The sequence below is a fragment of the Adhaeribacter rhizoryzae genome (assembly GCF_008629685.1).
In the GTDB taxonomy this organism is placed as follows: domain Bacteria; phylum Bacteroidota; class Bacteroidia; order Cytophagales; family Hymenobacteraceae; genus Adhaeribacter; species Adhaeribacter rhizoryzae.
Genome location: NZ_VWSF01000018.1, coordinates 79980 through 104198, shown reverse-complemented (window position 1 = coordinate 104198; position 24219 = coordinate 79980). Strand labels below are relative to the sequence as shown.

The 24219-nt window shown below is 46.2% G+C and carries 14 protein-coding genes; 4 read left to right on the top strand and 10 right to left on the bottom strand.

Annotated features, from left to right (window positions below; translation table 11 throughout):
- The first annotated feature begins 141 nt into the window (after nt 1-141).
- From F0145_RS19320 to F0145_RS19310, 3 genes are all read left to right on the top strand, one after another.
- Entirely contained in the window at nt 142-951 is an 810-nt protein-coding gene (locus F0145_RS19320; protein WP_150091024.1) for a cyclase family protein, read from the top strand.
- A 137-nt stretch (nt 952-1088) separates the two neighbouring features.
- Nucleotides 1089-1319 carry a hypothetical protein gene (locus F0145_RS19315; protein ID WP_150091022.1) on the top strand — a complete coding sequence of 77 codons (231 nt, stop codon included), beginning with the start codon at nt 1089-1091 and terminating at the stop codon, nt 1317-1319.
- Nucleotides 1320-1567: 248 nt separating this feature from the next.
- Nucleotides 1568-1927: a hypothetical protein gene (locus F0145_RS19310; protein WP_150091020.1), complete on the top strand. Its 360-nt coding sequence runs from the start codon at nt 1568-1570 to the stop codon at nt 1925-1927.
- A gap of 178 nt (nt 1928-2105) precedes the next feature.
- Here F0145_RS19310 and F0145_RS19305 read toward each other — a convergent pair whose 3' ends face one another.
- The 5 genes from F0145_RS19305 to F0145_RS19285 form a co-directional block, all read right to left on the bottom strand.
- Complete coding sequence (locus tag F0145_RS19305) at nt 2106-2957, bottom strand: sugar phosphate isomerase/epimerase family protein (RefSeq protein ID WP_150091018.1); 852 nt, start codon at nt 2955-2957, stop codon at nt 2106-2108.
- Between the two features lie 171 nt (nt 2958-3128).
- The gene (locus tag F0145_RS19300; RefSeq protein WP_150091016.1) at nt 3129-4028 is read right to left on the bottom strand and encodes a ThuA domain-containing protein; all 900 of its coding nucleotides are present in this window, start codon (nt 4026-4028) and stop codon (nt 3129-3131) included.
- Between the two features lie 45 nt (nt 4029-4073).
- Nucleotides 4074-7244, bottom strand: a complete 3171-nt coding sequence (locus F0145_RS19295; protein ID WP_150091014.1) for a PVC-type heme-binding CxxCH protein — start codon at nt 7242-7244, stop codon at nt 4074-4076.
- Nucleotides 7245-7462: 218 nt separating this feature from the next.
- Nucleotides 7463-8968: a RagB/SusD family nutrient uptake outer membrane protein gene (locus F0145_RS19290; RefSeq protein WP_150091012.1), complete on the bottom strand. Its 1506-nt coding sequence runs from the start codon at nt 8966-8968 to the stop codon at nt 7463-7465.
- A gap of 27 nt (nt 8969-8995) precedes the next feature.
- On the bottom strand, nt 8996-12085 hold the full coding sequence (locus tag F0145_RS19285; protein WP_150091010.1) for a SusC/RagA family TonB-linked outer membrane protein: 3090 nt from the start codon (nt 12083-12085) through the stop codon (nt 8996-8998).
- Nucleotides 12086-12607: 522 nt separating this feature from the next.
- On the opposite strand from F0145_RS19285, the gene F0145_RS19280 reads away from it, so the two are divergent.
- Nucleotides 12608-13156 carry a DUF4468 domain-containing protein gene (locus tag F0145_RS19280; RefSeq protein WP_150091008.1) on the top strand — a complete coding sequence of 183 codons (549 nt, stop codon included), beginning with the start codon at nt 12608-12610 and terminating at the stop codon, nt 13154-13156.
- A 307-nt stretch (nt 13157-13463) separates the two neighbouring features.
- Here the strand turns inward: F0145_RS19280 and F0145_RS19275 are convergent, their stop codons facing one another.
- From F0145_RS19275 to F0145_RS19255, 5 genes are all read right to left on the bottom strand, one after another.
- Nucleotides 13464-14534: an NHL repeat-containing protein gene (locus F0145_RS19275; RefSeq protein WP_150091006.1), complete on the bottom strand. Its 1071-nt coding sequence runs from the start codon at nt 14532-14534 to the stop codon at nt 13464-13466.
- A 218-nt stretch (nt 14535-14752) separates the two neighbouring features.
- Nucleotides 14753-16270, bottom strand: coding sequence for a DUF1501 domain-containing protein (locus F0145_RS19270; RefSeq protein ID WP_150091004.1), 1518 nt, complete (start codon nt 16268-16270; stop codon nt 14753-14755).
- 83 nt (nt 16271-16353) lie between these two features.
- Nucleotides 16354-18861, bottom strand: coding sequence for a DUF1549 domain-containing protein (locus F0145_RS19265; protein ID WP_150091002.1), 2508 nt, complete (start codon nt 18859-18861; stop codon nt 16354-16356).
- A 406-nt stretch (nt 18862-19267) separates the two neighbouring features.
- The gene (locus F0145_RS19260) at nt 19268-20773 is read right to left on the bottom strand and encodes a RagB/SusD family nutrient uptake outer membrane protein (RefSeq protein ID WP_150091000.1); all 1506 of its coding nucleotides are present in this window, start codon (nt 20771-20773) and stop codon (nt 19268-19270) included.
- Nucleotides 20774-20785: 12 nt separating this feature from the next.
- Entirely contained in the window at nt 20786-23878 is a 3093-nt protein-coding gene (locus F0145_RS19255; protein WP_150090998.1) for a SusC/RagA family TonB-linked outer membrane protein, read from the bottom strand.
- Between the last annotated feature and the right edge of the window lie 341 nt (nt 23879-24219).

Genomic DNA, 24219 nt, shown 5'->3' with positions numbered 1-24219 from the left:
TTGGTAAATAAGTTGGTTTTATAAGCTTTTTAAAGTAAATTAAAGAAAGGCGCGTTTCGGCAAAAATAATTCCGGCAAATGGTTAAACAGTTAAATAATGGTGCATTAACCGGAAGCATATAAAATTTAATTACGTGGTATATGTTAACCAAAAGAATTGCGCTGCTGTTGCTGCTTTGCTCCGTAGGCGCTAGCTGCAACCAGTCTGCCACCTTCCCGGCCGGGCAATGGCTTGATTTATCGTACGACCTTTCGGCCCAAACCATTACCTGGCCCACTTCGAAGCCCTTTCAACTAGATACCGTAGCCGCGGGCCGGACCGATAAAGGCTATTATTACACGGCATTTGATTTTTGCGCATCGGAACATGGCGGCACCCACATAGATGCGCCCATTCATTTTGCCGAAAACCGGAAAACCGTTGACCAGATTCCTTTAACACAATTAATTGGCCCGACTGTAAAAATAGATGTATCGCACCAGGCTGCTACCAACCGCGATTACCAGATTACCGTAGAAGATTTTCTGGCTTGGGAAGCCGAGCACGGCCAAATTCCCGATAGCAGTATTGTTTTGTTGTATACCGGTTTCGGAAAATATTGGCCCGATCCGGCAAAGTACTTGGGTACCGCTACCCGCGGAGAAGCCGGCGTAGCCGCGCTGCATTTTCCGGGTTTAGCGCCAGTCGCAGCTATTTGGTTAGTTAAAAATCGCAAGGTTAAAGCCGTTGGCATAGATACTGCCAGCATCGATTTTGGGCAGTCGCAGACTTATGATAGCCACGTAGCGCTACTGGAGCAAAATATACCGGCTTTCGAGAATGTAGCTAACCTGAATCGTGTGCCCATAACCGGAGCGCAGGTTATCGCCCTACCCCTGAAAATTAAAGGCGGCAGCGGCGGTCCCTTAAGAATAATAGCTTTTGTACCGGATGTAGCAGAAGCAAAATAAATTTGTGTTTGAATTTTGGCTATAGGCCATAATTGCTGTTAAAAGCAAGCAATATTTGTTCGGAAAGCCTTTAGGTGTAATTAGCGTATTTTAAAAGTATGTTTATTTATTTGCTTATTTTTTTAGTTTTTTTAATTGTGGTTTTTGCTTTAGCCAGGTGGCATTACAAGCGCAAAATAATCCTTTTCCGTTCCGGCGATATTATTCAGGAGCGCAAGTTATTTGGCAAAATGCGGTCGGGCACTTTATCAAAATTCGATGAAGACCGGATTTCGTATATCCCGGATAATGGTTTTGATTTGGTGCAACGCAAATGGTATTGGTTTTACCTGATCACGAATATTTCCTTCAACCAACGAACAAAGTAAGCCGCCTGTTCCCGCCCGAACTTGTTTAAAGATGCTACCTCGTTTTGGAGGCTTTTTACATAACCGCTCTGGGGCAATAAATTCCTCCGGTTTTAAATATTCTGCTGCAGTTACATCTAAGTATCTGGCTTACCGGGTGCAGGTGTTATGCAGGTTCAATTTGGGTACGTTATCCAATTCGTCCGGAATTTCGTAAATACTTGTTCTTAGTATTTTAGCGTTATAGCAGCAAACCAATAAGTTAACTAATGAATCTGGAGCTTAAAAGTTGGGATTATTATTTAGAATTTGTAACTGAAAAAAGTAATTGGGATTATCTTTTAAATATTATTTACCAAAATAAACTTACTGTAGCGGCGGCGTTCTTAGCGTTGGTATTGCTTTACTGGATAGCCAGAAGGCGTTACAATAAAGCCATCCGGTACTTTCGTTCCGGCGATATTATTCAAATCTGGAAACTAACCGGTAAAACCCGTTCGGCTATATTATCGCGGTTCGATAGTAAAAATATTTATTTTATTCCGAATAACGGTTACAATGTAGTACAGCGCAAATGGTACTGGTTTTTCCTGATGGAAAATGTTTCGTTAGAAGAAAGAGAACGCTAGAATAGCCGCATTTTCTGATGAAACAATATCAAAAATAAAATCAGGCAGGTAAATTATTTAATTACCTGCCTGATTTTGTTTTGAAACACGAAGGCTACTTTTTATCGGTCAGAGTATAATTATTGGGTAACCTGTTGTATTTATTATAAAGTTGTTGGGCAAACGCCGGTATCAATATTTATAGCCCGTGCTTCTGGCCCATCTCCTGAATAAATTTCAGGCCTTTTTCCGCAATATCCCAGGGCTTGGAATATTCCCGCCAAACGCCGATCGAATTCGCAAAATCCGGATCGTTCCGGGAAAAGGCTTCTATGGTAAGCCAGCCTTTGTAATTAATGCCGGCTAAAGCTGCAAAAGCCTCGTCGAAATTTATGTGGCCTTCGCCGGGGGTGCCGCGGTCGTTTTCGCTGATGTGTACGTGGGCCAGATACGGGGCAATGGTTTGAATTGCCTGGGTAAAAGTTTTTTCTTCGATGTTGGCGTGGTGCGTATCGAACATGGCTCTTACGTTAGGATGATCGGCGGTTTTTAGCAGTCGGGTTAGTTGTTCCATGGTATTACACAGATAACACTCAAACCGGTTAAGGGCTTCTAAACCCATTACAATATTGGCTTTAGCGGCATAATCGCCGGCAACGCGCAAAACTTCGGCACCATAAATATATTCCTGATCCAGGGGCGCCCGCTTAGCAAAAATACCGTGCCCCGAGTGGAAAGGACCGCAAATGACGCTGGCATTTAAATCATGTGCCCGGTCGATGGCCCATTTAATTCTATCCAGCGCTTTTCCCCGGGTGGCGGCATCGTCGCTAATGGGGTTATCGTCCTGGCCTACTACAAAAACAGCAGTAGTTTCTAAGCCAATATTCTTGGCGTAATTACCTATTCTTTTATAAGCCGCTTCATCCGGCGATCCAACAAAAAACTCCACACCATCGTAGCCAATTGCTTTTAGCCTATCCAGAATAGGCATTAAATCATCAGAAATTACAGCCGACCAAGCCAAAACATTAAAGCCAATTTTATTCATAGTTTGTAGAAGCAGTTATTTAATAAATTATTGGGGTAAATAAATTGTAATAAATATGCGTTGCCTGCAGCGAACATAATATTTGCTGTAGGCAACGCACTTGCGTTAAATTTTTGTAAGTAATCAACAATATTCTGGGTAAACAAGCCGGTTAATGCCGTAAACTTAATATTACTTACTCGATTTACTCGTTTGAATACCGTGATAAGGTACATTCATCTGAATTTTACCGGCCCATTTTTTAGGTACCGGTTTGCCGGCCGCCCAATGAATGCTATTAACTACCAGCCGCTGAAAAGGCTCTAAATCAAAATCCTCCGGGTGCCCTAGCGTGGTCATGAAAAAATTACCGCCAAACGAGTTCTTGCCAGTCCAGGCAACCGGGTTGTCTATAGCTGCTTTATCGGGGTTTACGGCGTGGCCCATTAATAACCAGGTAGAGCCTTTGGTCGGGTAATCGGGCAGCACCCGGTATAACCAGGAGCGGACATGAAATTTATTATCTACCCCGGTCAGGATTGGGTTTTTAGCAGCTTCTGGTATAATGGTAACATCAGTGCTGGAGTTGTGGCCGTAGTGCGTATGTTTGGCAGCACCGCCCCAGCCGGGAGGCGAGTTAAAAGCCATTTCGCCGAAAGCGTTCCATTTTTCCAGTTCGTGGCCTTTGGGGTAATTAAAGGCGTGGGTAGTGGTCCGGAAACCAACAACGGGTTTACCGGTTTTTAAATAATCCTCAATATGTTTCACCTGATCGGCGGGTAAACGCCGCCAGCGCAGGAAAAACACGGCTAAATCAGCTTCTTTCAAAGCTTCTAAACCCGGAATATTTTCTTCCGCATTTTGGTCTGGGTAAGCATTGAGTACTTTGGTTCTAAAGCCGTAGTTCTTCTCTAATTCTGCTGCTAAAAGTGGCAAGGTGCCTTCCCCGCTGTATTCATGGTCGCCGGCCACGAATACGATGAGGGGCTTTTTAGCGTTGGCTTTTGCTTTAGGCTGCGCATTAGCGCAGGAAACCGCAATAAAGAAATACGATAATAAGAACAGGTACTTTAAATTTTTTAATTTTTTCATAGTGTATTAAAAGAATAAATAAGCAAATCAGAATCTTAAGTAAGGTTACTGAACACCAGTTTCCATGGGGTGTAGTTTAAGCAATTCGGTAGGCGAATAAAAGCCTGTTTTGTTTTTAGTAGCGGCCCGCACTTCTTTAACTTTATCCGGCGAGATAGCAGCGGCTTTGTTACCAAAGGAGTTGCGCACATAGGTAAGTACGGCGGCAACATCCTCGTCTTTCAGCATACCGCCAAACGGCGTCATGGGTACTTGCCCGGCGTACTTCTGACCAGCTACTTCAATCGGGCCATGCAGTCCTTTTAGCACAATCTTAATCAGGCGCTCATCGTTACCGGTTACCCAAGGCGTGCCAGAAAGCGGCGGGAAGCCAGACGCCGTTAAGCCTTTGCCATCGGGCTGGTGGCAAGTGCCGCAGAAACCTTCCTGGGCGTAAATGGCTTTGCCTTTAACAAACAAATCGCGTTCGGCTCCTTTTAAATTGGTGGTTATGGCTTCGGGCTTTTTCGCTTCCACGGCGCGGCCATTCAGGTGGGCTACAGCGGTTTCGTGGGCGTGTATCATCCAGTCATCCAAAGGTTTTTTGGCGGCTTCGTTTACAATAGCCAGGCCTTTTTCTTTGTCGAGCCACGAAGCAGCCACAATGGCTTCCAGCCGCACCCGGCTGTTTTCATCGCGGGCAGCCTGCATCAATAAATCGGCTTGGTCATTAACCTGATGGCCGGTGTAGCGCACCACGCGTACGGCGGCGGTACGGGCCCGGTAATCTTTGGCCTGTAATAATTGGCGCAGCAAAGTTTCGTCTATTTTATTGTGGCCCCAGGTTACCCAGAGCGCTTCTAATAAATGGTGCTCGTATCTTGGATCGTTTTTATCCAGGTTGGCTACCCAGGTTTTCACGCTGGCCAATACTTCGGCAGTAGGACGACCACGGAGTTCGCGTTTGGTGCGGTAGCGGGTCCGGTATTCGGGCAGTTTCAGGTAATCCAGTAACTCGTTGATGCTGGCACCGGCTACTTTAGCCGGCTTAATTAATGGCCGCGATGGATAAGTAATGCGGTAAATCCGGCCGTGTACGTGGTCGCGGAGCGGGTCGCGGGCATTGTGCTGCATATGGCCAATTAATACGTTGTGCCAGTCGGCAATATAAAGTGAGCCATCGGGGGCAAACTCCATATCAACCGGCCGGAAATTACGGTCTTCGGACTGCAACAAATCCTGGCGGTGCTGGCTTTTGTAACCGGTACCATCGTCTACCAAACTGTGTTGTTTCGTGCCTAAAAAACCAATGGTGTTATTAATCAGAAAATCGCCTTGGGCCTCGTCCGGGAAGTGGCGGCTGGAAATAATTTCGATACCGGAAGTAGGCCGTACCCGGTGTTTGTCTTCTATTAATTGTACTGATTTATGCGTGGCAACGCCATAGCGAGACTTCACAGAACCCGGCATCATCCAGCGTACATCGGGGCTGGAGGTTTCGGCAAAAAAGTTCTGCCCCCATTCGTCAAACATAATACCCCAGGGGTTAGGAATAGAAAGCTGGGCAGTGCGCTCAAGCATTTTGCGCTGCGGATTGTAGCGGTAAAAGCCACCGTTAGTGCCCCGTACCGGACCATAAGAAGTTTCGACGTTGGTATGCAGGAAAACACCTTCGCCCATGTAAATGGCGCCGGATGGGTCGAGCGTATACACGTGGTGCGCATGGTGCGTGTCGTGGTCGTCGAAGCCGCTTAATAATATTTCCTTAGAGTCGGCTTTGTCGTCGCCGTTGGTGTCTTTTAAGAGTACCATGTTGGTGCCTTGCGACAAGTAAACACCTTCGGGCGCCAATTCAAAACCAACCGGTAAGTGTAAGTTTTCGGCAAAAACGGTTTGTTTATCGGCTTTGCCATCGTTGTTGGTATCTTCCAGAATAATAATTTTATCGTTTGGTTTGGCATCGCCAGGCCGGTAATGCGGGTAAGTAGGCATGGTGGCTACCCACAAGCGGCCTTTATTATCGAAAGTAATCTGCACCGGATTAGCCAGATCGTGAAATTCTTTTTCGGAGGCAAAAAGCTCTATTTTGTACCCGGGTGCTACTTTTAATTTATTAAGCGCATCCTGGCCGTACAAATATTCCAGGCTGCCATTTTTTTCGGGATTGTAATTGGTTTTTACCGATTGTAACTGGGTAGTATTTTTATCGGCAGCGGCAATATCCATTTTTTTGCCTTTAGTCGCCTGCCAGATGGCTTCGTCCCGGATGGCAGTTAGTTCGCGGGTTTTCTTTATCTCGTCGGGGTAATTGTCGGGGCCAAACGGGTTGTAACGACGGCCGTAAGCATGCACGCCATTGGGTATTTTAATATCGTTGTGCCACATCCAGTTTTTCTCCATTACAGCCGCATGCACCAAAGCCCGGTTCTTTTCGGCTTTAGGAGCAGTTTTGCCGAAAGTTTCGTCGGCGAGTAATTTCGAGAATCTGGCGTAACCAGCATCAGACAGTTGCGAACCATCAATCGTAAGCGGTTTATCGGTGCTGGCGAACCATTCTTTGGTAGGGGTAAAAGCATCTATAAAGTGTATTTTGTGCCGGGCGGCAATTTCTTTCATGGCTTCGGCATACATGGCCAGATTGGCGTTTTCCTTTTTGCCGTTGGGTAAATCGTACTGTTTCGATAAATCTTCGAAAGCAATAGGCGATACCAGCGCCAGTTGCGGAGCCGCCGTGCCGTTGTATTTTTGGTTTAAATTATACTGCACAAAAGCGTCTAGCTCGGCTTTATAATTTTGCAAACCTTCTTCACCCTGAAAAGACTCGTTGTAGCCAAAGAAGGCAATAATTACATCGGCTTTCAGGCGGGTAAGCCACTGGTCTTCGGTATCAAAATGGCCTTCGCTGCCGGAGTTCTGTGCCAGCTCGGTCTGGAATTTTTCGGCTCCCGGAAATGCCCACGGCGAATTGCGGCTGGAATGCGGCCGAAAGCCAGGCGTGTTACCCGGATCGCACATGTTACGGATAAACAGCAAGCTATCGGGGTAGCGCAGGTGCATTTCGGTTTCGAAATGGCCGTAGTTCATCATTCGGGAACCCAGGTTATTGCCAATTAAAACAATATGCGACCCTTTCCTGAATTTAAGAGCATTTTGGTTGCTCTCAGTGAGGCTAGTCACGGCGGCTTTACAGCCCACCAGGATCAAAACACCTACAAAGATTTTAACTATATACCGCATGGGCTTAATAAATTAGAATTATAATTTTAATAAAAATATTATTGTAAAGCGCTGTACCTTAAATAAGGTACCTTGATAGTTTTTTAGCTGGTTCAATATTAACAGCAAAAACTATCCGGGCAGGGCCAGGGTAGTTTCTGCTGTTATTTGATCTGTTTAAGTTAATGAACTTAGCATAGAATTAAAAATTAACTTCGTAACGCATTAATCTTTAGCATCTAATAACCTTTATTCTGCACCAGTTTGTTGTTGTTGCGGATTTCGGCTGTAGGAATAGGAAATAACAGTTCCCGCTCTTTTAGGGTTGGCCCGTAAGAAAACGTATGGCCCACGTAATTATCGAAGGTTTTGGTTTTTACGTTAAACGCTTTCCGCAGCCGTACCATATCAAACCAGGTTTTGTTTTCGAAGCTCAACTCATGCCAGCGTTCTTTCCAAACAGCTTCCCGGAACTGGTCTTTGGTCAGGCCTTGTAAAGGTTGCAATTCGGCCCGGCTACGAATGGCGTTCACGGCCTGGTAGGCAGCTTCTGTCGGGCCGCTCGCTTCGTTGGCTGCTTCGGCATAGGTCAGCAGTACTTCGGCGTAGCGGATTAGTGGCCAATTCAGTCCGCTGCTGGTGGTAGTTAGGTGCGCTTCGGTATCGAAATGCTTGAAAATGTAATACCCACCCAGGTCTACGGTTTTGCTACGGTCGCTGCTTAAGGTATAGGTACGGTAGTAAAACTGCTTTTCTTTGGCGCGCTTATCATTCGGCTCATACGATTCTACAAATTCTTTATTGGCAAAAATAGCCCCGGTTTCGTCGGAATAAGCCGAGATACCCTGGTTGTAAGGAATAATAGAAGTTTGCCAGTTAGAGGCCAGCACGTTGGGCACGAATTGTACCATAAAAATATTCTCGTCCCGGTTTTTGGTGGCGTAGCTGTGCAGATCGTCGTAAGAACCAAACAATTTGAATTTACCCGAATCAATCACTTCTTTGGCTTTTTCGGCCGCTTTCTGGTAATATTCAGCTCCTTTTTGCAGCGGATGGCCCGCCATGGTCAGATACACGCTCGCCAGTAAAGATTTAACCGCTCCTAAAGTAGCCCGGCCACTTACATCAGACATTGGTAAACCAGATGCTTCAGCCTCAATCAAATCCGCTACAATTAACCCGTATACCGCTTCTTCGGTGGCCGGATCGGGGTAGAGTTCCGGCGAGGTCAGATCCACGGGTTTATCAATGAGCGGCACCTTTCCGAAGATGCGTACCAGGTTATAGTAATTAAAAGCCCGCAGGAACCGCGCTTCACCTAAATATTTCTTTTTCTGGGCTTCATCCATCGAGATTTCCGGAATTTTAGCAATCGCCAGGTTGGCGTTGCCAATGGCCCGGTAGCTGCTTACCCACCAGGTATTGCCATATTCGTTGTCGGCATTATTTACCAGGTTGCGTACGTTAATGCTGCTTTGGGCCTGGCCCAGTTCGGTGTTGGCTAAACCGGTAGAGAATTCCAGCATCATCCAGGGAGCGCCGTTAAAGCCGCCGCCGGTGGTGGCTCTTAAGCTTTCGTAAATAGAGTTCACCACGCTTTCGGCATGCTCCGGCTTGGTAAAATAGTTCTCCATCGTAAAATTCGATTTGTCGGGCTCTTCCAGGAATTTTTCGCACCCGCTGGCGCTGAGCAGCAGGGCCCCGCAAAGGAATATTTGGCTGGTGGTTTTAAGTATATTTTTCATGTTGATTTTACGCTTTTAAGAATGTTACTAAAGACCAATGTTCAGACCCATCATAAATACCCGGGGCTTCGGATAGTCGTACAATACCACGCCTTGCTCGAAAGTACCGCCCGAGGTAGAAGCTTCCGGGTCGTAACCGGTGTATTTGGTGCTCAGGAAGAAGTTCTGGGCCGAGGCGTAAATCCGCAGGCGGTTTAACTTTAACTTTTGGGTTAACTCAGGCGCGAAGCGGTAAGCCAGCAGCAGGTTGCGGCCCCGGATAAAGGAAGCATCCATGATCCGGTCAGAATCTTCGTTGGTGTTGTACCCGGCTGATACCGGCCGTAACTGGGCAATATTGGTATTCTGGTTTTCGGGTGTCCAGGCGTTAAGCACGGTGCCTAAGCTGTTGGCAATACCCTGGCGGTCTTCGGTGGAGTGCTTCGTCCGGAACAAAACATCGTTGCCGAACATGTACTGCAAATCCAAAGTCAGGTCGAAGTTTTTGAAGCGGAAGGTGTTAATCATGGAGCCGAAACCATCCGGAATACCTTTACCAATAATTACCCGATCGAGCTGGTTAATCTGGCCATCTTCGTTTACATCCTGGTATTTAATATCGCCGGGCTTCTTTAAATATTTAGCGGCCATATCGGCTTCGGTGGTACCCCAGGTGCCCTGGTGCACGTAGCCAAAGAAAGAACCTACCGGCTCACCTTCCCGGATAATAGTCGGCCCTTGGAAAATATCGGCCCCACCAGTTAAGGCAATTACTTTGTTTCTATTAGCCGAAATATTGAAAGTAGTATTCCAGCCAAAGTCGCCGGCATTAATATTTACCGTATTAATGCCAAACTCCACGCCCCGGTTCTCCATGCTGCCCACATTGCGGGTAACGGTGGTATAGCCGCTGCTGGATGGTACCGGTGCGCTCAACAGCATATCGGTGGTCAACTTGCGGTACACGTCAAATTCCAAGGAAACGCGGTTGTCGAATAAGCCCAGTTCTAAACCGGCATCAACCTGGTGGGTTTTTTCCCAGCGCAAATCGGGGTTAGCCAACCGGCTGATACCAATACCAATGGTACGGGAACCGTTAAATATTACGGAGTAGTTACCCAAACCGGCCAGCGCCTGGTAAGCGGTAATTTCGGAGTTACCCGTTACGCCGTAGCTGGCCCGCAATTTTAAGTTAGAGATAGCCGGAATACTTTTAAGAAATTCTTCTTCGGAAACCCGCCAGGCTACCGCTGCAGAAGGGAAGAACGCGTAGCGGTTAGCCGAACCAAATTTAGACGAACCATCGGCGCGGCCCGTGAAAGTAACCAAATACTTGTCTTTTAAGCCATAGTTAAAACGACCGAAGTAAGAGTTTAGCCCGTAGGCACTGGTGCCGGAACTTGGGGCTACCGGGTTGGCACCGGCGCCTAAATTATTAACCCCAAAGTAATCGTCCTGGAAACGCTGCGACTGCGCGGTTGCGGTAAACGCATCTACGTGCTGCCACGACAAACCTAACATACCGGTAAAAGAATGCATTTCGCGGAACCGTTTGTTGTAAGTCAGGTAGTTTTCGAACTGCCAGGAGTTGTGCCGGGCGTTGCTTACCGAGGCATCGCCGCCCTGGTTCCGGGAAATGTAGTTAAGCGTGCGGCCACCGTAATAATCAATGCGTTGGTTAATAATATTGGTGCCCAGCGTAGTTCGCAGTTCCAAACCTTCGGCCAAAGTAATATTGGTAAACACGTTACCCAGCATGGTTTGGGTCTTGAGTTCGTATTTGCGGTTTGCAATAATATCTAAGGGGTTACCGCCGCCTTCCATTCCGGGGTAGTCTTCGTTGCCGGCCCATTTGCCATCGGGGTATTTTACCGGAATTATGGGTAATGCTTCCAAAACCTGGCGCATGGCAATAATACCGCCGGCACCCAATGGGTCAATCTGGTTTTCGTTTTGGTCGTTGTAGCTGAGCGTACCGCCTACTTTCAGCCAGTTTTTCACCTGGCTGTCGAACACAAAGCGACCGGAATAACGCTTCAGCCAGGAGCCGCGCATTAAACCGTTTTCGTTGCGGTAACCCATGTACACGCCGTAGCTGTCTTTGTCTCTGCCGCCGGTAAAAGATAACTGATGGTTTTGGCTGATTGCTTTCTGGGTAGCTTCTTCCTGCCAATCAGTATCATATAATGGGTTGCCGTTCGCGTCGAAAAGCCGGGGATCGGTTCTTTTGAGTTTAGGGTCTTTGTACTTGCCGCCGGCCCAGCCTACCGGGTCAAACTTTTGGGCGTTCTGGTAAGCAATATCTTCTACCATTAAAAATTCTTTGGAGTTCAGGAGATCCATTTTGCGGGCTAGTACACCCATGCTCCAGTCGGTGTCGTAGTTTACGCGGCCGCCGTCCTGGCTGCCCCGTTTGGTAGTTACCAATATTACCCCGTTAGCGCCCCGTGCCCCGTAAATAGCCGTGGCCGAAGCATCTTTTAACACCTCAATAGAAGCAATGTCGTTGGGATTAATATAATCGATGGGGGTGCTGCCGTTGGCCAGGTTGGTTACGTTCAGGATTACCCCGTCTATTACATAAAGTGGGTTGTTGGTAACGCTTACCGAAGTATTGCCGCGAATACGAATATTGGCACGACCGCCGGGCCGGCCGGAGTTAACCGAAACGTTGGCACCCGTTACCCGACCGGCTAAAGCCTGATTCAGCGACGCCGCCGGCCGTTCCTGCAAAGCTTCGGCTTTTACCGAACTTACCGCGCCGGTCATGTCGGATTTACGCTGGGTACCGTAGCCTACTACCACTACTTCCTCCAGGGCTTTGGCATCCGGAGACAAGGTAATATTTATGGTAGTCTGGTTGTTAATGGCTACTTCTTTGGTTTGGTAACCAATAAAGGAAACTACCAGGGTACCGCCGCCATTGGGTATATTTAAGGCATAAGTGCCGCTTGCATCGGTGGTCGTGCCATTGGTAGTGCCTTTTAGTAAAACCGTAACGCCGGGTAATCCGCCGCCTTGCTCATCGGTTACTTTGCCTTTTATGCCAGCGCTTTGGGCCCAGGCACCTGCTGTAGCCAACAGGACAAGTGGAAGTATCAACCAATACCCCGCTCTTTTAAGTAAATTGTCTTTCATAAATCTTGTGGTTTAGGTGAAGGTGAATATTGCCGGTTTAATCTCTGAGTAGCTAGTCCCGAACTTCCGGGTACCACTTTCAGGTTAAGAGTTTCGTTAGATATTTTCTAATTTATAAGGTGTGTGTTCGTTAACTATCCTGTGCTATCCTGCCTTTTGAGAATATTTATTAAAACTTATCTAATTAAAGGGGGTTGGTTGAATAATTTTAAAGCGGCAACGTTTTCTGTTGAATAATAAACAATTATATTTTTTGTATAGAATATTTCTAATTTTAAGTTGAATAGCCCGGCAGGCTAAGTTTATTTAATATTTATAGGTAAGAAGGCAATCTGAAAGCAGGAAAAGCATCAGAATATTGATTTTAAAAGTTTTATGGGCGTAAGTAGTAGCTTATATTTTATAATTATCGCCAAGAATTATTAATTGCTTAGCCAGAACAGGACTGGCCAGCGTTCTTACTGTTACAAATATTTAGCGCTCATTCTAAATTAGGTCGCTGAAAGTGTATCTTCGTATTTTATGCTTGTAAAAATTCTTTCGCTTTTTTTTCTGCTAATGCCCTTTCATGCTTCCGCGCAGGTTTTTCCGGTAGATGCGCTTTCGGGTAAAATATATTACGCCGAAGAAGTGCTGGTAAAGGACGGCCCGCAGTTTGATTTGTATAACCGGGCCAAAGCCTGGTTTTCTTCCTCTGTTCAAAACAAAAAAGCTTTACAAGTTGATGATTTAGCAAATGGGTTAATAATCGGGGCTAGTTATCGGGTGCTTTTGGTACGCGAGGGGCACCAAGCCCAGAAATTCCGGCTATGGTTCACCGTTAAGATAGAAATGGAAGATGACCACTACTGGTATAGCATTACAGATTTCCAGTTGCAGGAAATACAATCAACAAAAGAAGCAGGAACAAAAGAACTTAAGGCAGCTAAAGTGCCTTTAGAAGAATTGGTATTAGCTAAAAACGAAGTAGCGTTAAAAGGAGAGAAGGTAATATTTCATAAATCGTTGGAAAGTTCGGCTTATGATAGCATAGTAGCTTTAATTAAAGATTTTAAAAAGAGTATGCTTTAGAAGGAGCAGGAATGGCTATAAAAATAAAGAAAAACTTATGGTGATTAAACCAAAGGCAATGTAAATGCATCCTCTCGTGTCATTCAGGAGGAACCTATTTAGCTGATTCAATGGCTTTAGCTACTGGTAAATCCAAGTCTAACAATAGTTTGTTTTACAAAATCTATCCATTTACCAAGGCAGAATAATTCTTGGCAATCAAAACTGAATCAGCCAAATAGGTTCCTCCTGAATGACAATGGTGAAATATACTTTTCTTACTTTAGAATTTTAAAGTTAATATTTCATCAGGAGTCGGTCTCTTGCCTTAAATCCTTTCTAATTTAACCGGATAAGTTTTGCCGGAAGCCCACTGCGGTACGTAAATACTCTCGTCGGAATCTACGCAAACATCGTGCGGATGCAGAAATCCCATAAAGGAGCGATCTTTGCGCTGCTCTTGTAACACATTCTTTACGTACTTCGGCTCGGTGCCGCCCGGTGTAGAAATTACCTGGTCTTTCTCATTGAAAATGGTAATGTAGCCCGAGTCTTTATAATCCTGGGAAGTGCTGCGGTAAACGGCCGCGTACAGGTTTTTGCCTTTTAATACGGGCCGGCAAATAAACGACCCCGGCACCGGAATAGTAGCCAAATATTTTCCGTCTAAAGTAAATCGTTTCAGGCTGGTGTGCGAGCGGTCAGTTATCAGCAACGTGGGGTTTTTCGCGTCGCGGGTATCTACTAGTACGCCGTGGCAACATTCAAAAGTACCGTCGGTGGCGCCTTTGCCACCAAAATGCCGGATATATTCGCCTTTGCTGTTATACTGGGTTACAAAGTTCCGGCCGTAACCGTCGGCTACGTAAATATCGCCGTTGGCCGGGTTTACGGCAGTTTCGGTGGGTTTAAATTCGCCGGGATGGTTATATTCTTTAATTTGGCGGGGATAATCAATTTTAAATATTTCTTTCCCTTTTAGGTCAGTTTTAATTACCTGGTTGCGGTCGGTATCGGTAATCAGCAGAAATTGTTCGCCGCCTTCGTTACTTAACGTTAAGCCATGCCCACCAGGGTAGCTGTTGCCCCAGGTCTCCAGCAGTTTGCCCGATTTGTCGTAAATTAAAATATTATTGCGGGTTTCGTTCGTCAGCATAATTAAGCGGCCTTTGGCATCTTCTACCATTTCGTGGCAGTCGTTTACCGGATTTTTACCGGCATCCAAAACGCCCCAGCCTTCTACTACCCGGTAACGATGCGAATTATGCCCCAGCGTGGCTCCCATTTTTTGACCAAAACTTTTTTTTACCCAAATAGTCGGGAAGAAAGCACTGACGGCCAAAGCAGTACCGGTTTTTTTTAGAAATTCACGTCTTTTGTTAGTGGTGGTGTTTTCCATTATTTGTTACTGGTTAATATTTTATCTTTTGGGAGCTGAATATTTATCTAGGTAGGTTAGGCAAAAGAATCAATTTTCTTAGTAATCCACTCTTGTCATTCTGGGAATCCGAGGATTCCAGGAGGAACCTATTTGGCTGCCTGCTAAAAAGTTTCCTCCTGAATGACAAGAGTGGGTTCCTTAAACTTAGCTTTTTACAGCTAAATAATCAAATTAATTTAGGCTTCTTTAACCTCTTCTCCGGCGTCTGCTTTTACTTCTTTCTTACCAAATAATTCCATTACCGGTTTAGCCACGCCATCGGGGGTGGTGTAAAAAGGCCGCTCTTCCACAATGGCGTGTGCATCTTCGGGTATGCCCAACGCATGGTAAATAGATTGGTGAACCTGGTCAATTTTTATTGGTTTTTCAATGGTTTTGCAGGGGCGTTCGTCGGCAGTTTTGCCGTACACATGACCTTTTTGAATGCCGCCACCAAACATTAGAATAGAGCAGCCATCGGTAAAGTGGCGGTGCATACCATAATTCTTAATATCGTTAATAATGGTAGGCTGATCTACCTGATGTTTTACTTCGGCGCCCGGACGGCCTTCCAGCATCATGTCGCGGCTGAACTCACTGGCTAATATTACCAAGGTACGATCCAAATGGCCGGTACGTTCCAGGTCTTTGATTAACTGGGCCACCGGGGCATCTATTTCTTTTTTCATGTCCTTCAGGCGGGTATGGCCGTTTTCGTGCGTATCCCAACCCATAAAAGGTACATACTCGGTGGTTACACTTATAAAGCGGGCACCTTTTTCAGTGAGGCGACGGGCCAGTAAACAGCCTAAACCAAACTTGCCGGTATTGTAAATATCGTAGCTTTCTTTTGGTTCGGTGCTTAAATCAAAAGCTTTGGCTTCGGGTGAGTTGAGCAACATATACGATTGCTCCATAGCCCGACGCAGGGATTCTTTTTGGTAATCGCTGCCAAATTCGCCGAAGGCACTTTCGCTAATCAGTTTGTTGTATAATTCGTTGCGCTTTTCGAAACGTTTGTACGACATACCTACCGGTGGTTTTACGCTGTCGAGGCCCGTAGTTGGGTCCGGAATCATAAACGGCCCAAATTCATTGCCCAAAAAGCCGGAGGTATGAAAAGCTTTTAATTCTTCGCCTTCGCCTAAAGTTAAGCGTTGCCCAATATCAATAAAAGCCGGAATTACCGGGTTTTTAGCACCTAACTCTTTGGCAATCCAGGCACCCATATGGGGCGCGGCTACCGATTGCGGCGGTTCGTAACAAGTGTGCCAGTGGTATTGGTGTCGCGAATGCAAAATATGACCTAAATCGGCGGCTACGTAAGACCGGATTAAAGTGCCTTTATCCATTACTTTACCAATTGATTCCAGGCCTTCCGAAAAATTTACACCATCGAGCACCGTAGGCACTGCTTTAAACGTACTCAGCACCCGGTTAGAGTCCAGGCCTTTTTCGAAGGGAGTATATTGTTTTGGGTCGAAGGTATCGGTATGGGCCATGCCGCCGGCCATCCAAAGCAAAATTACGGTATCGGCGGTTGAATTGGCTAAGCGCTGTTTAACCGTATCTGATTCCAGTAGTTTTTTATTTTTATCGCTACTGCTGCTGCACGAGGATAACAAACCGGCTACCGGAGCACCAGCCGCCAACGCGCCCAGGGTTGCCGTACTAGCCGTTTTTAAAAATTCTCTTCGGTTCCATTTGGATTGCATGGCAATAATTAATTTAAATAATTTCTAAAATTTACAAATCTGAAATATTTCCCAACTGTCCTTTACCAAGGATGCTGCTTAGGTTAATATATCAACTGAAACTCGGGTAGCAGCACCACGGCCCATAGGAAATCCTGCACCGCGGCGGTGTCCGGGGTTTCGCCCAGCACTTGTTTCGCTACCTGCAATTCTTTAGGTAAAGGTGTTCGGCCCAGTGCTTTGCGGTAAACTTGCCGCACAATGGTATCGCTGTCTTTGTAGCGGGAAACCCAGCTTTCGGCACCTCTTTTTAGCACGGCGTTAAAAGCTTTGCCATTGGTTAGTTCCAGGGCTTGCAGCAGGTTAGCCTGTGAATCGCGGCCCGTAATTACGGTTTCGCGGTTTGGCCGGCCTAAAGCAGTCAGGAAACCATCGTTTTTCACCAAAGAGGCCCGTACAAAAGGTGCATTGGCTTCTTCGGGCTTTAATTCAGGAAAATGTTTGTACTGTACCGCCGAATCGGCGTAAACCGGTTGAATAGCGCGGCTCACGGCATCGGCAAATTGTTCCGCCGACATTCGCTTCCGCAACATGCCCGTGAACCGGAAATCCTGGGCATTTATTTTTTGTTCGTCCTGAATTTTTACTGATGGTAACTGGTAAGTTTTGGAGGTGGTGATCAGGTAAATCAGTTCTTTCAAATCATAATTGCGGGCTACAAAATCTGAGGCCAGCCAATCCAACAGATCCTGGCTCCAGGGCTCGTTATCCATGGCATCTACGGGCGCTACAATGCCTCTGCCTAAAAACTGGGCCCAGATGCGGTTTACAATAGTGCGGTACAGGCGCCCGTTGGCCGGTTTAGTCAGGTTTTCGGCCAGTTGCCGTAGTTTTTCTTTCACCGGGGCCGCTTCGTCTATGGTACCCAGTTCTTCCCATAATATTTTGGTTTCGGCCATTTTACCGGTGGGCACATCGCAGCGGTTTATTTCCAGGGTGCTGTCAGCAAAAATATTCGCAAAAGCGTAAGCATCTTTCAGTTTCCAGTCGCTAATAAAGCTATCGTGGCAGGAAGTACATTTTAAGTTAAGTCCCAATAATACCTGCGATACGTTTTGGGCCGCCTGCATTTCGGTGCGCTGGCTGGCATTTACCGCCCCGCGCCATTTAATGCCATTAATAAACCCTTCTGATCCTTTACTCGGGTTCAACAGTTCTTTTACAAACTGGTTATAGGGCTTGTTTGATTGCAGTGATTTGTACAACCAATCCGAAATATTAGAGCGGCCGTTGGTAATATAGCCGGTGCCGGAATAATCGTTGCGAAGGGCATCGTTCCAGAAAGTAAGCCAGTGCAGGGCGTAATCGTCGTTGCGGTTTAATAATTGCCGTACCCAAATATTGCGTTTATCGGGGCGGGTATCCTGGGCAAAGGCATTTAGCTCTTCCGGTGTGGGTACCATCCCAATAATATCGAGGTATATTCTTCTTAAATAAATCCGGTCGCTGACCACGGCGGGCCAGGTTACCTGGGTCTTCTTAAAATATTCGTTTACCCATAAATCTACAGGGTTTTGTAAGCTTTGCGTGGCTTCGGGTAAGGCGGGGTTCCGGGGTTTTAGCTCGGCTACCCTAAAAATACTTTTCTGCCCTTTGTCCGGCCACGGAGCCCCTTTTTCTACCCAATAAGTAATTAGCTGAATATCTTCTTTGCTCAGGGGTTTGCCTTTGCCCGGCATGGCTTCTTTGTGGCTGCGGGGCAGGTTTATCCGTCGGATTATTTCGCTTTGGTGCGGCTTACCGGGTTCTATTATTGGCCCGTGTTTGCCGCCTTTAAATACCAAATCCCGCTCGTCGAGGCGCAGTTCGCCTTTAATTTTATCGGAGCTGTGGCATTTATAGCAGTTGTGGGCAAATATTGCCCTTACCTGGGTATTTAATTCTATTTCCTGCTCGTGGCTTAATTTATTACCTTTAAGCGAAACCAGACTGAAACTGCTTTTGCCTTTTGGTTCGCCTTCGTAATCTTGGCTCCAGGGAATAACGCTGGTGAGGTACACATCGCCGTGGGTTAAGGAAGCGCCGTAATGACCAGCCGCTGTAACGCCTACTGCCGTAAACAAAATAATCGCCCGGTAATATTTAATTAAATTCCAGCGATCTTTTTTCTCGATAATATAAAGAAAGTAAGCCGAAATAATACCCAGCACGGCCGTAGCTACACCGGTCCAGCGGTGAATGGCGAGGGTATCGCCGCCGTAATCTTCCTGGCCAGCCAGCATCCAGCCCAGAATGGCCGAAAGCACCGCTCCTGCCGCACCTAATATTACCAGCAAATCGATACCGGGCCGGAGCCGGGAATTAAAATCTTTTAGCGTAACTACTTCTAACAAAGCAGCCAGACACAATAAAGTTACCGGAAAATGCACCGCCAGCGGGTGCAAGCGGCCTAATAATTTAAAGAACCAAAAGGTATTATTTTCGGTGCCCGAAGCCGCCGCAACAACCGGGTCGGCGAGACCTTCTGCTAAAAATAAAGGGCAAAAGGTAATAGCCACTAAAACAACAAAGAGGGCAAAGAATTTATAAGAATTAATACTTTTCAGATTCATTTAGGTGGTGTTATAAATCCTGGAGAAATTATTCGGGTCGTTTCGGCTTAAATCAATTTCTAATATAATTAACTACAGCAAAATAACTATCCTGTACTATCCTGCTTAGCGGGTACGAGAACGCAAAAGAGCGGCTTAACCTTAAGTATCCGTAATTTTTCTGACTAATGCAAGCAATAGTGCTAATTAATATTTATTTACCAGATTGATAATCAATCATAAAGCTTCGAAGGACTTCTAAGGAAGCTATACCGGAATCAATATTTTCTCTATTATTTTACTTGTCGGGAGCCGGAATATTTTTGGGAAAGCAGGACCTGGAAAAAGGGAAGACTTATACTAAATAAAAGCAGACAACCCTGAACCGGAATCCGGCCGGGTTGTCTGCTTTTAAAACTAAGATAATTTAATAGCCCACGTTCTGGCTTAGTTTATCATTAATTAAAATTTGCGGAGCTGGTATGGGAAACACATGTTCGTTTTCGACATAAACATAATCGAGGGCATTAAACGCTACGCCGCCGCGGGGCACGGTGGGGTTTGCTTTTTCTTTGGTTGCGTACGCATTCATAAACTGCGCTAGTTCGGCCGGGGATTTGGTGCGTTTTAAATCGAACCACCGGTGGTTTTCAAAGGCCAGTTCTACGCGTCTTTCGTGCAGCACTTTTTCCCGGAAAGTAGTTTTGTCGAGGTTTGCCAGTTCGTCTAGTTTTGCCCGTTTGCGCACCTGATTCAGGTAGCCGTAAGCTTCGGTCGTAGGTCCCGATACTTCGTTCATGGCTTCGGCCAGCATCAGCAATACATCGGCATATCTTAACACGGGCCAGTTATTATCGGTGCGGCCGGCAATGGTATGCTGGTGGCGATATTTATTAATAAACGGCACGGGTACAAATTCGCCTTTGGCATTGGTGTAGCCAGTTTTTAAAGAAATATCTTTCCGGATATCGTTGGGTTCGTAAGCCGCTATCATATCGTTGGTTGGAATATTGCGCCCGCCCGGTACCACGTTGCCAAAACCCGTGACAGCCGCCGCCGATAGCCGGGGCGCAAAGGTATACATAAAGCTGCTCCATTCGCCCAAATCGTTGCCACCCTGGTACTGCACTTCAAAAATAGATTCTACACCGTTCTTTTTGGTTGGGTCGAAATTATCGGCATAGTTAGTATTTAAGGCATAACCCAAAGGCAAAACTTGCTGCAGGGTAGTTACGGCTTCGGCGTATTGTTTTTTGGTTAAATACATTTTGCCCAGCAGGGTTAAAGCGGCCCCCTTGGTTACCCGGCCGGCATTGGCGGCGTTGTATTTATCGGGCAGGGCCGCAGCGGCTTCTTTTAAGTCTTTTTCAATCTGGGCATAAACATCGGCTTGCGGGGTGCGCAGCAAAGCAAAAGCTTCTTCGGGCTTTTTTAAGGTAGCCGTTGTTAAAACCACATCGCCGAAATATTGCACCAAATCGAAATAATAAAAAGCCCGAATAAATTTTAATTGTCCTTCTAAGGGGCCTTTGGCCGCTTGATCGATGGTAGTGCTGGCCGCTAGTTTTTCGAGGGTAAAGTTTACGTTGTAGATGGCCGAGTAATACCCGTTCCACATATTAGAAATTTCGCCGTTACCCGAATTTACCGTTGAGAACTCAAAAGCTTCCCAGCCGCTGGCCCCGCCCCGGTCTAAGGGGTTAAAATCGAGGGTGGTATTATCGGAGGTAAATTCTTTGAAAAGGTAGGCCGTGTTGGTAATGCCTTGCAATTGGCCGTAAACACCGTTCAGGGCTTGTTCTACCTGAGTCTGATTTTTATAGAAAAGGTCGGAGCCAATACGGGTGGGGTCGGTGGTAACCAAAAAGTCATCGTCGCACGAATACCCAATCAGGCTGAGACAAATAATACCTATAGCAGTTATTTTTTTCATCTTAATCAAAATTTAGAAGTTAATTCTGGCACCTACAGAGAATGTTCTTGGAACAGGGTAAGACTCATCGTCGTTGTTCAGCTCGGTTCCGCCTCTTACGCCGGCATCCGGGTTATTGCCAGGGTAGTCGGTAATCAGGAACATGTTGGCAGCATTCACAAAAATGCGGGCATCGGTCAGGAAAGATTTCATTTTAGGCAATGTGTAGCCCAGGGTAATATTTTTTACCCATAGGTGGCTGGCATCGTACACGTAGCGTTCGCTGCTTTCTCTAGACCATTTAAAGTAATTGGTACCGCCCTGCGAGTTTTTGTGATTAGGGTTAGAACCCGGATTTTCGGGCGACCGCCAGCGATCTTTGGCTTTGTCCAGCACGTTAAATACGCCGTCCATGTTCATGGTTGAGGCCTCAATATTGCGGTATACATCGTAGTTATGAGCGCCCATAAACAAAATACTAAAATCGAAGCGTTTGTAATCGGCGGCAAAGTTCCAGCCCCAGGTAAAGGATGGGTTAGGGTTGCCGATTTCTACCATATCTTTGGTATCATACGTGATTTCGCCATTCCCATCAGCATCCCAGAATTTCATACCGCCCGGAATTACGCCGTCTTGTTTGGGGGCGGCATCAATTTCGGCCTGGGTGTTAAAAATACCCAGTTTGCGGTAGCCGTAAATCATACCAATGGGCCGGCCTACTTTTTGCACGTTGTAGCCGCCGTAGAAACCACCGTACCAAAGCATGTCGTTTTCGCCTTTAATGGCTAATATTTTGTTGCGGTTAAAGGCAATATTGGGGCTGGTGCGAATATTTACCGGACCAATATTGGTTCTGAAATCCAGGCCAAATTCGAAACCTTTGTTTTCTACCTTACCAATATTGGCTAAGCTGCTGGTAAAGCCCGATACGGATGGGATGGAGATAGGCAGCAGCATGTCGTCGGTAATTTTTTTGTAATACTCGGCGGTGAAAACAATTTTATTATCGAGCAACGCTAAGTCTAAGCCTAAGTCTAGCTGGTTCGATTTTTCCCAACCCAGTTCTTCGTTGGCAAATTGGCTTACTACTTTGCCCGGCGCAAAAGCATTGCCTAAAATATAGTTGTTGGCGTTCATGAAAGCCAGGTGCGAGTAGTTACCAATATTGTTGTTACCGGTCATACCCCAGCTACCGCGTAGTTTTAAGTCGCTCAACCAGCTATACTGCGGCATAAACGATTCTTCGGATAAGCGCCAGCCCAGCGAAAGGGCCGGGAAATTGCCGTATTTATTGCCGGCCCCAAACCGCGAACTGCCTTCGCGCCGCATAGAAGCCGAGAATAAATATTTATCTTTAAAAGAATAATTTACCCGGCTTAGGTAAGCCAGTAAAGTCCAGCCGTTTTCGTAAGAGTTAGACGAACGCAAAGAAGCCGCTCCTAAATAAGGTACTAAATCGTCGGGGAAAGTATTGCCCGAGCCATCAATGCCCCGCACGGTTTCTTTCTGTCCGGTAAAACCAACCAGTAAATCCAGGTGGTGGTTGGCACCCAGTTCGGGGGCGTAAGTCAGCAACTGGTCGGTAGAGAGGTTGTAAAGCTGTTCGTTAATTTCACGGGCGGTGGCAATACGCGGCGGCGCACCCGAAGTTCCGGAGGCTACAGCCAAGCCAATGGTAGATGGCACATATTCTTTGTAGGTATTAAAGTTAATTTTGGCATTAACCGCCGACCGGAATTTTAATCCTTTCAGCAGGGTAAATTCTAAATAACCGTTGGCCAAAGCATCGGCAATATTCCGGCGCCGCATAATATTGTGCAGCATAAATACCGGATTAGGGAAACCAAATACACCATCGGTGCCACCAATGTAAGGGCGTAAGGTGCCGTCTTCGTTACGCACGGGTTCGCGCGGGTCCATGATTAAAGTAGAACCTACCAAGGCGCTGCGGCCATCGGTATTGGCAACGTTTTGCTTGGAGTGGCTGCCGTTAATATTGAAGCCCATTGAAATAAATTTATTTATTTCGCCGGCAATATTGGCACGGGCCGAAATCCGCTCGTAATTGGTTTTAATAATTGAGCCTTGTTCTTTAAAATACCCAACCGATAATAAAGATTTAATAGGACCTTTACCGGACGAAAGGGTTAAGTTATAATCCTGGTAGGGCGCATTATTGTTCATAATTTCGTCGAACCAGTCAGTAGAATATTTGGTTTGCTCCGGATAACGGTACCCGATGGGAACATCTTCCAGGGCTGGTTCCCGACCTTGGAAGTACCGGAAATTATCCTCGAAAACTTCTTTTTTAAACTGGGCAAATTCTACCCCATTCAGCACTTTTACCCGGCGGGAGTCCGGCACATTCTGTACTCCGTAATCGGCGGTAAACGATAAATTTACTTTGCCTTCCTGGGCATTTTTAGTGGTAATGAGTACTACCCCGTTAGAACCCCGGGCACCGTAAATAGCGGTAGAGGCCGCATCTTTCAGGATGGTAATACTTTCAATGTCGTTCGGGTTTAAGTTCTGGCCTACGCTGGTACCCACCGCAAAACCATCTATTACATACAATGGGTCGCTGCCAGCCCCCAAAGAACTAATGCCCCGCACGCGCACTTCAAACTGGCCGCCGGGTGTGCCGTTTTTCTGCTTCACGGCAACGCCGGGCGCTTGGCCTTGAATAAGCCGGGTTACGTTAGTGGCGGGTACTTCCCCAATATCTTCCATGTTAATATTAGATACCGCCGCGGTAATGTCGCGTTTGCGCTGGGTACCATAACCCACTACCACTACTTCTTCCAGGGCTTTGGCATCTGAAGCCAGGGTAATATTAATGTTACTCCGGTTATTAACCGGTACTTCCTGCGTAAGATACCCTACAAACGAAACAACCAGAGCACCGGCGCCACTAGGCAGGTTAATGCTATAATTACCATTAGGATCGGTGGTGGTACCATTGGTAGTGCCTTTTAATAATAACGTTACGCCCGGTAAACCTTCGCCTTTATCATCTGCTACTTTGCCCGAAACCGAGAGACTCTGCGCCCAGACGCTGGCAGAGGAAATTAAGATTAGTTGAAGTAGCAGCAAGTACTTCAGCTTGGGTTGTAAATAATCCTTCATAGAACATTATTTAAAGTTTGGTAGAAAAATTAAGAATGTTAGGAAATAAGCTTGGGTAATACAAAATCAGGTAAATAGTACGCTGGTAATAAATTGTATCTGATTATGGCAAATAATCTCCAATCCGGCTGCCCGGTAAAAGGCAATTCGGTAAAGATTATATCTTAATTTTTTAAGAAGCTCCCCGGGGAAGCTAGTTGATGTTTAAAGCACGTATTTTATTCCGGTTTTGAGAAAAGAGCGGTTTTAATTCTTTATCAGCCGCTGGAATAAGCTTTCTTAATTAATTTTATAATGTATAGAATAATTTCGAGTAATCAATCCTGCTGTGTCCTGTTTAT

Excerpts from the sequence above, each read along its gene's own strand:
- F0145_RS19320 (WP_150091024.1), top strand. The coding sequence starts at position 142 with ATGTTAACCAAAAGAATTGCGCTGCTGTTGCTGCTTTGCTCCGTAGGC.
- F0145_RS19310 (WP_150091020.1), top strand. The coding sequence starts at position 1,568 with ATGAATCTGGAGCTTAAAAGTTGGGATTATTATTTAGAATTTGTAACT.
- F0145_RS19305 (WP_150091018.1), bottom strand. The coding sequence starts at position 2,957 with ATGAATAAAATTGGCTTTAATGTTTTGGCTTGGTCGGCTGTAATTTCT.
- F0145_RS19300 (WP_150091016.1), bottom strand. The coding sequence starts at position 4,028 with ATGAAAAAATTAAAAAATTTAAAGTACCTGTTCTTATTATCGTATTTC.
- F0145_RS19295 (WP_150091014.1), bottom strand. The coding sequence starts at position 7,244 with ATGCGGTATATAGTTAAAATCTTTGTAGGTGTTTTGATCCTGGTGGGC.
- F0145_RS19290 (WP_150091012.1), bottom strand. The coding sequence starts at position 8,968 with ATGAAAAATATACTTAAAACCACCAGCCAAATATTCCTTTGCGGGGCC.
- F0145_RS19285 (WP_150091010.1), bottom strand. The coding sequence starts at position 12,085 with ATGAAAGACAATTTACTTAAAAGAGCGGGGTATTGGTTGATACTTCCA.
- F0145_RS19280 (WP_150091008.1), top strand. The coding sequence starts at position 12,608 with ATGCTTGTAAAAATTCTTTCGCTTTTTTTTCTGCTAATGCCCTTTCAT.
- F0145_RS19275 (WP_150091006.1), bottom strand. The coding sequence starts at position 14,534 with ATGGAAAACACCACCACTAACAAAAGACGTGAATTTCTAAAAAAAACC.
- F0145_RS19270 (WP_150091004.1), bottom strand. The coding sequence starts at position 16,270 with ATGCAATCCAAATGGAACCGAAGAGAATTTTTAAAAACGGCTAGTACG.
- F0145_RS19265 (WP_150091002.1), bottom strand. The coding sequence starts at position 18,861 with ATGAATCTGAAAAGTATTAATTCTTATAAATTCTTTGCCCTCTTTGTT.
- F0145_RS19260 (WP_150091000.1), bottom strand. The coding sequence starts at position 20,773 with ATGAAAAAAATAACTGCTATAGGTATTATTTGTCTCAGCCTGATTGGG.
- F0145_RS19255 (WP_150090998.1), bottom strand. The coding sequence starts at position 23,878 with ATGAAGGATTATTTACAACCCAAGCTGAAGTACTTGCTGCTACTTCAA.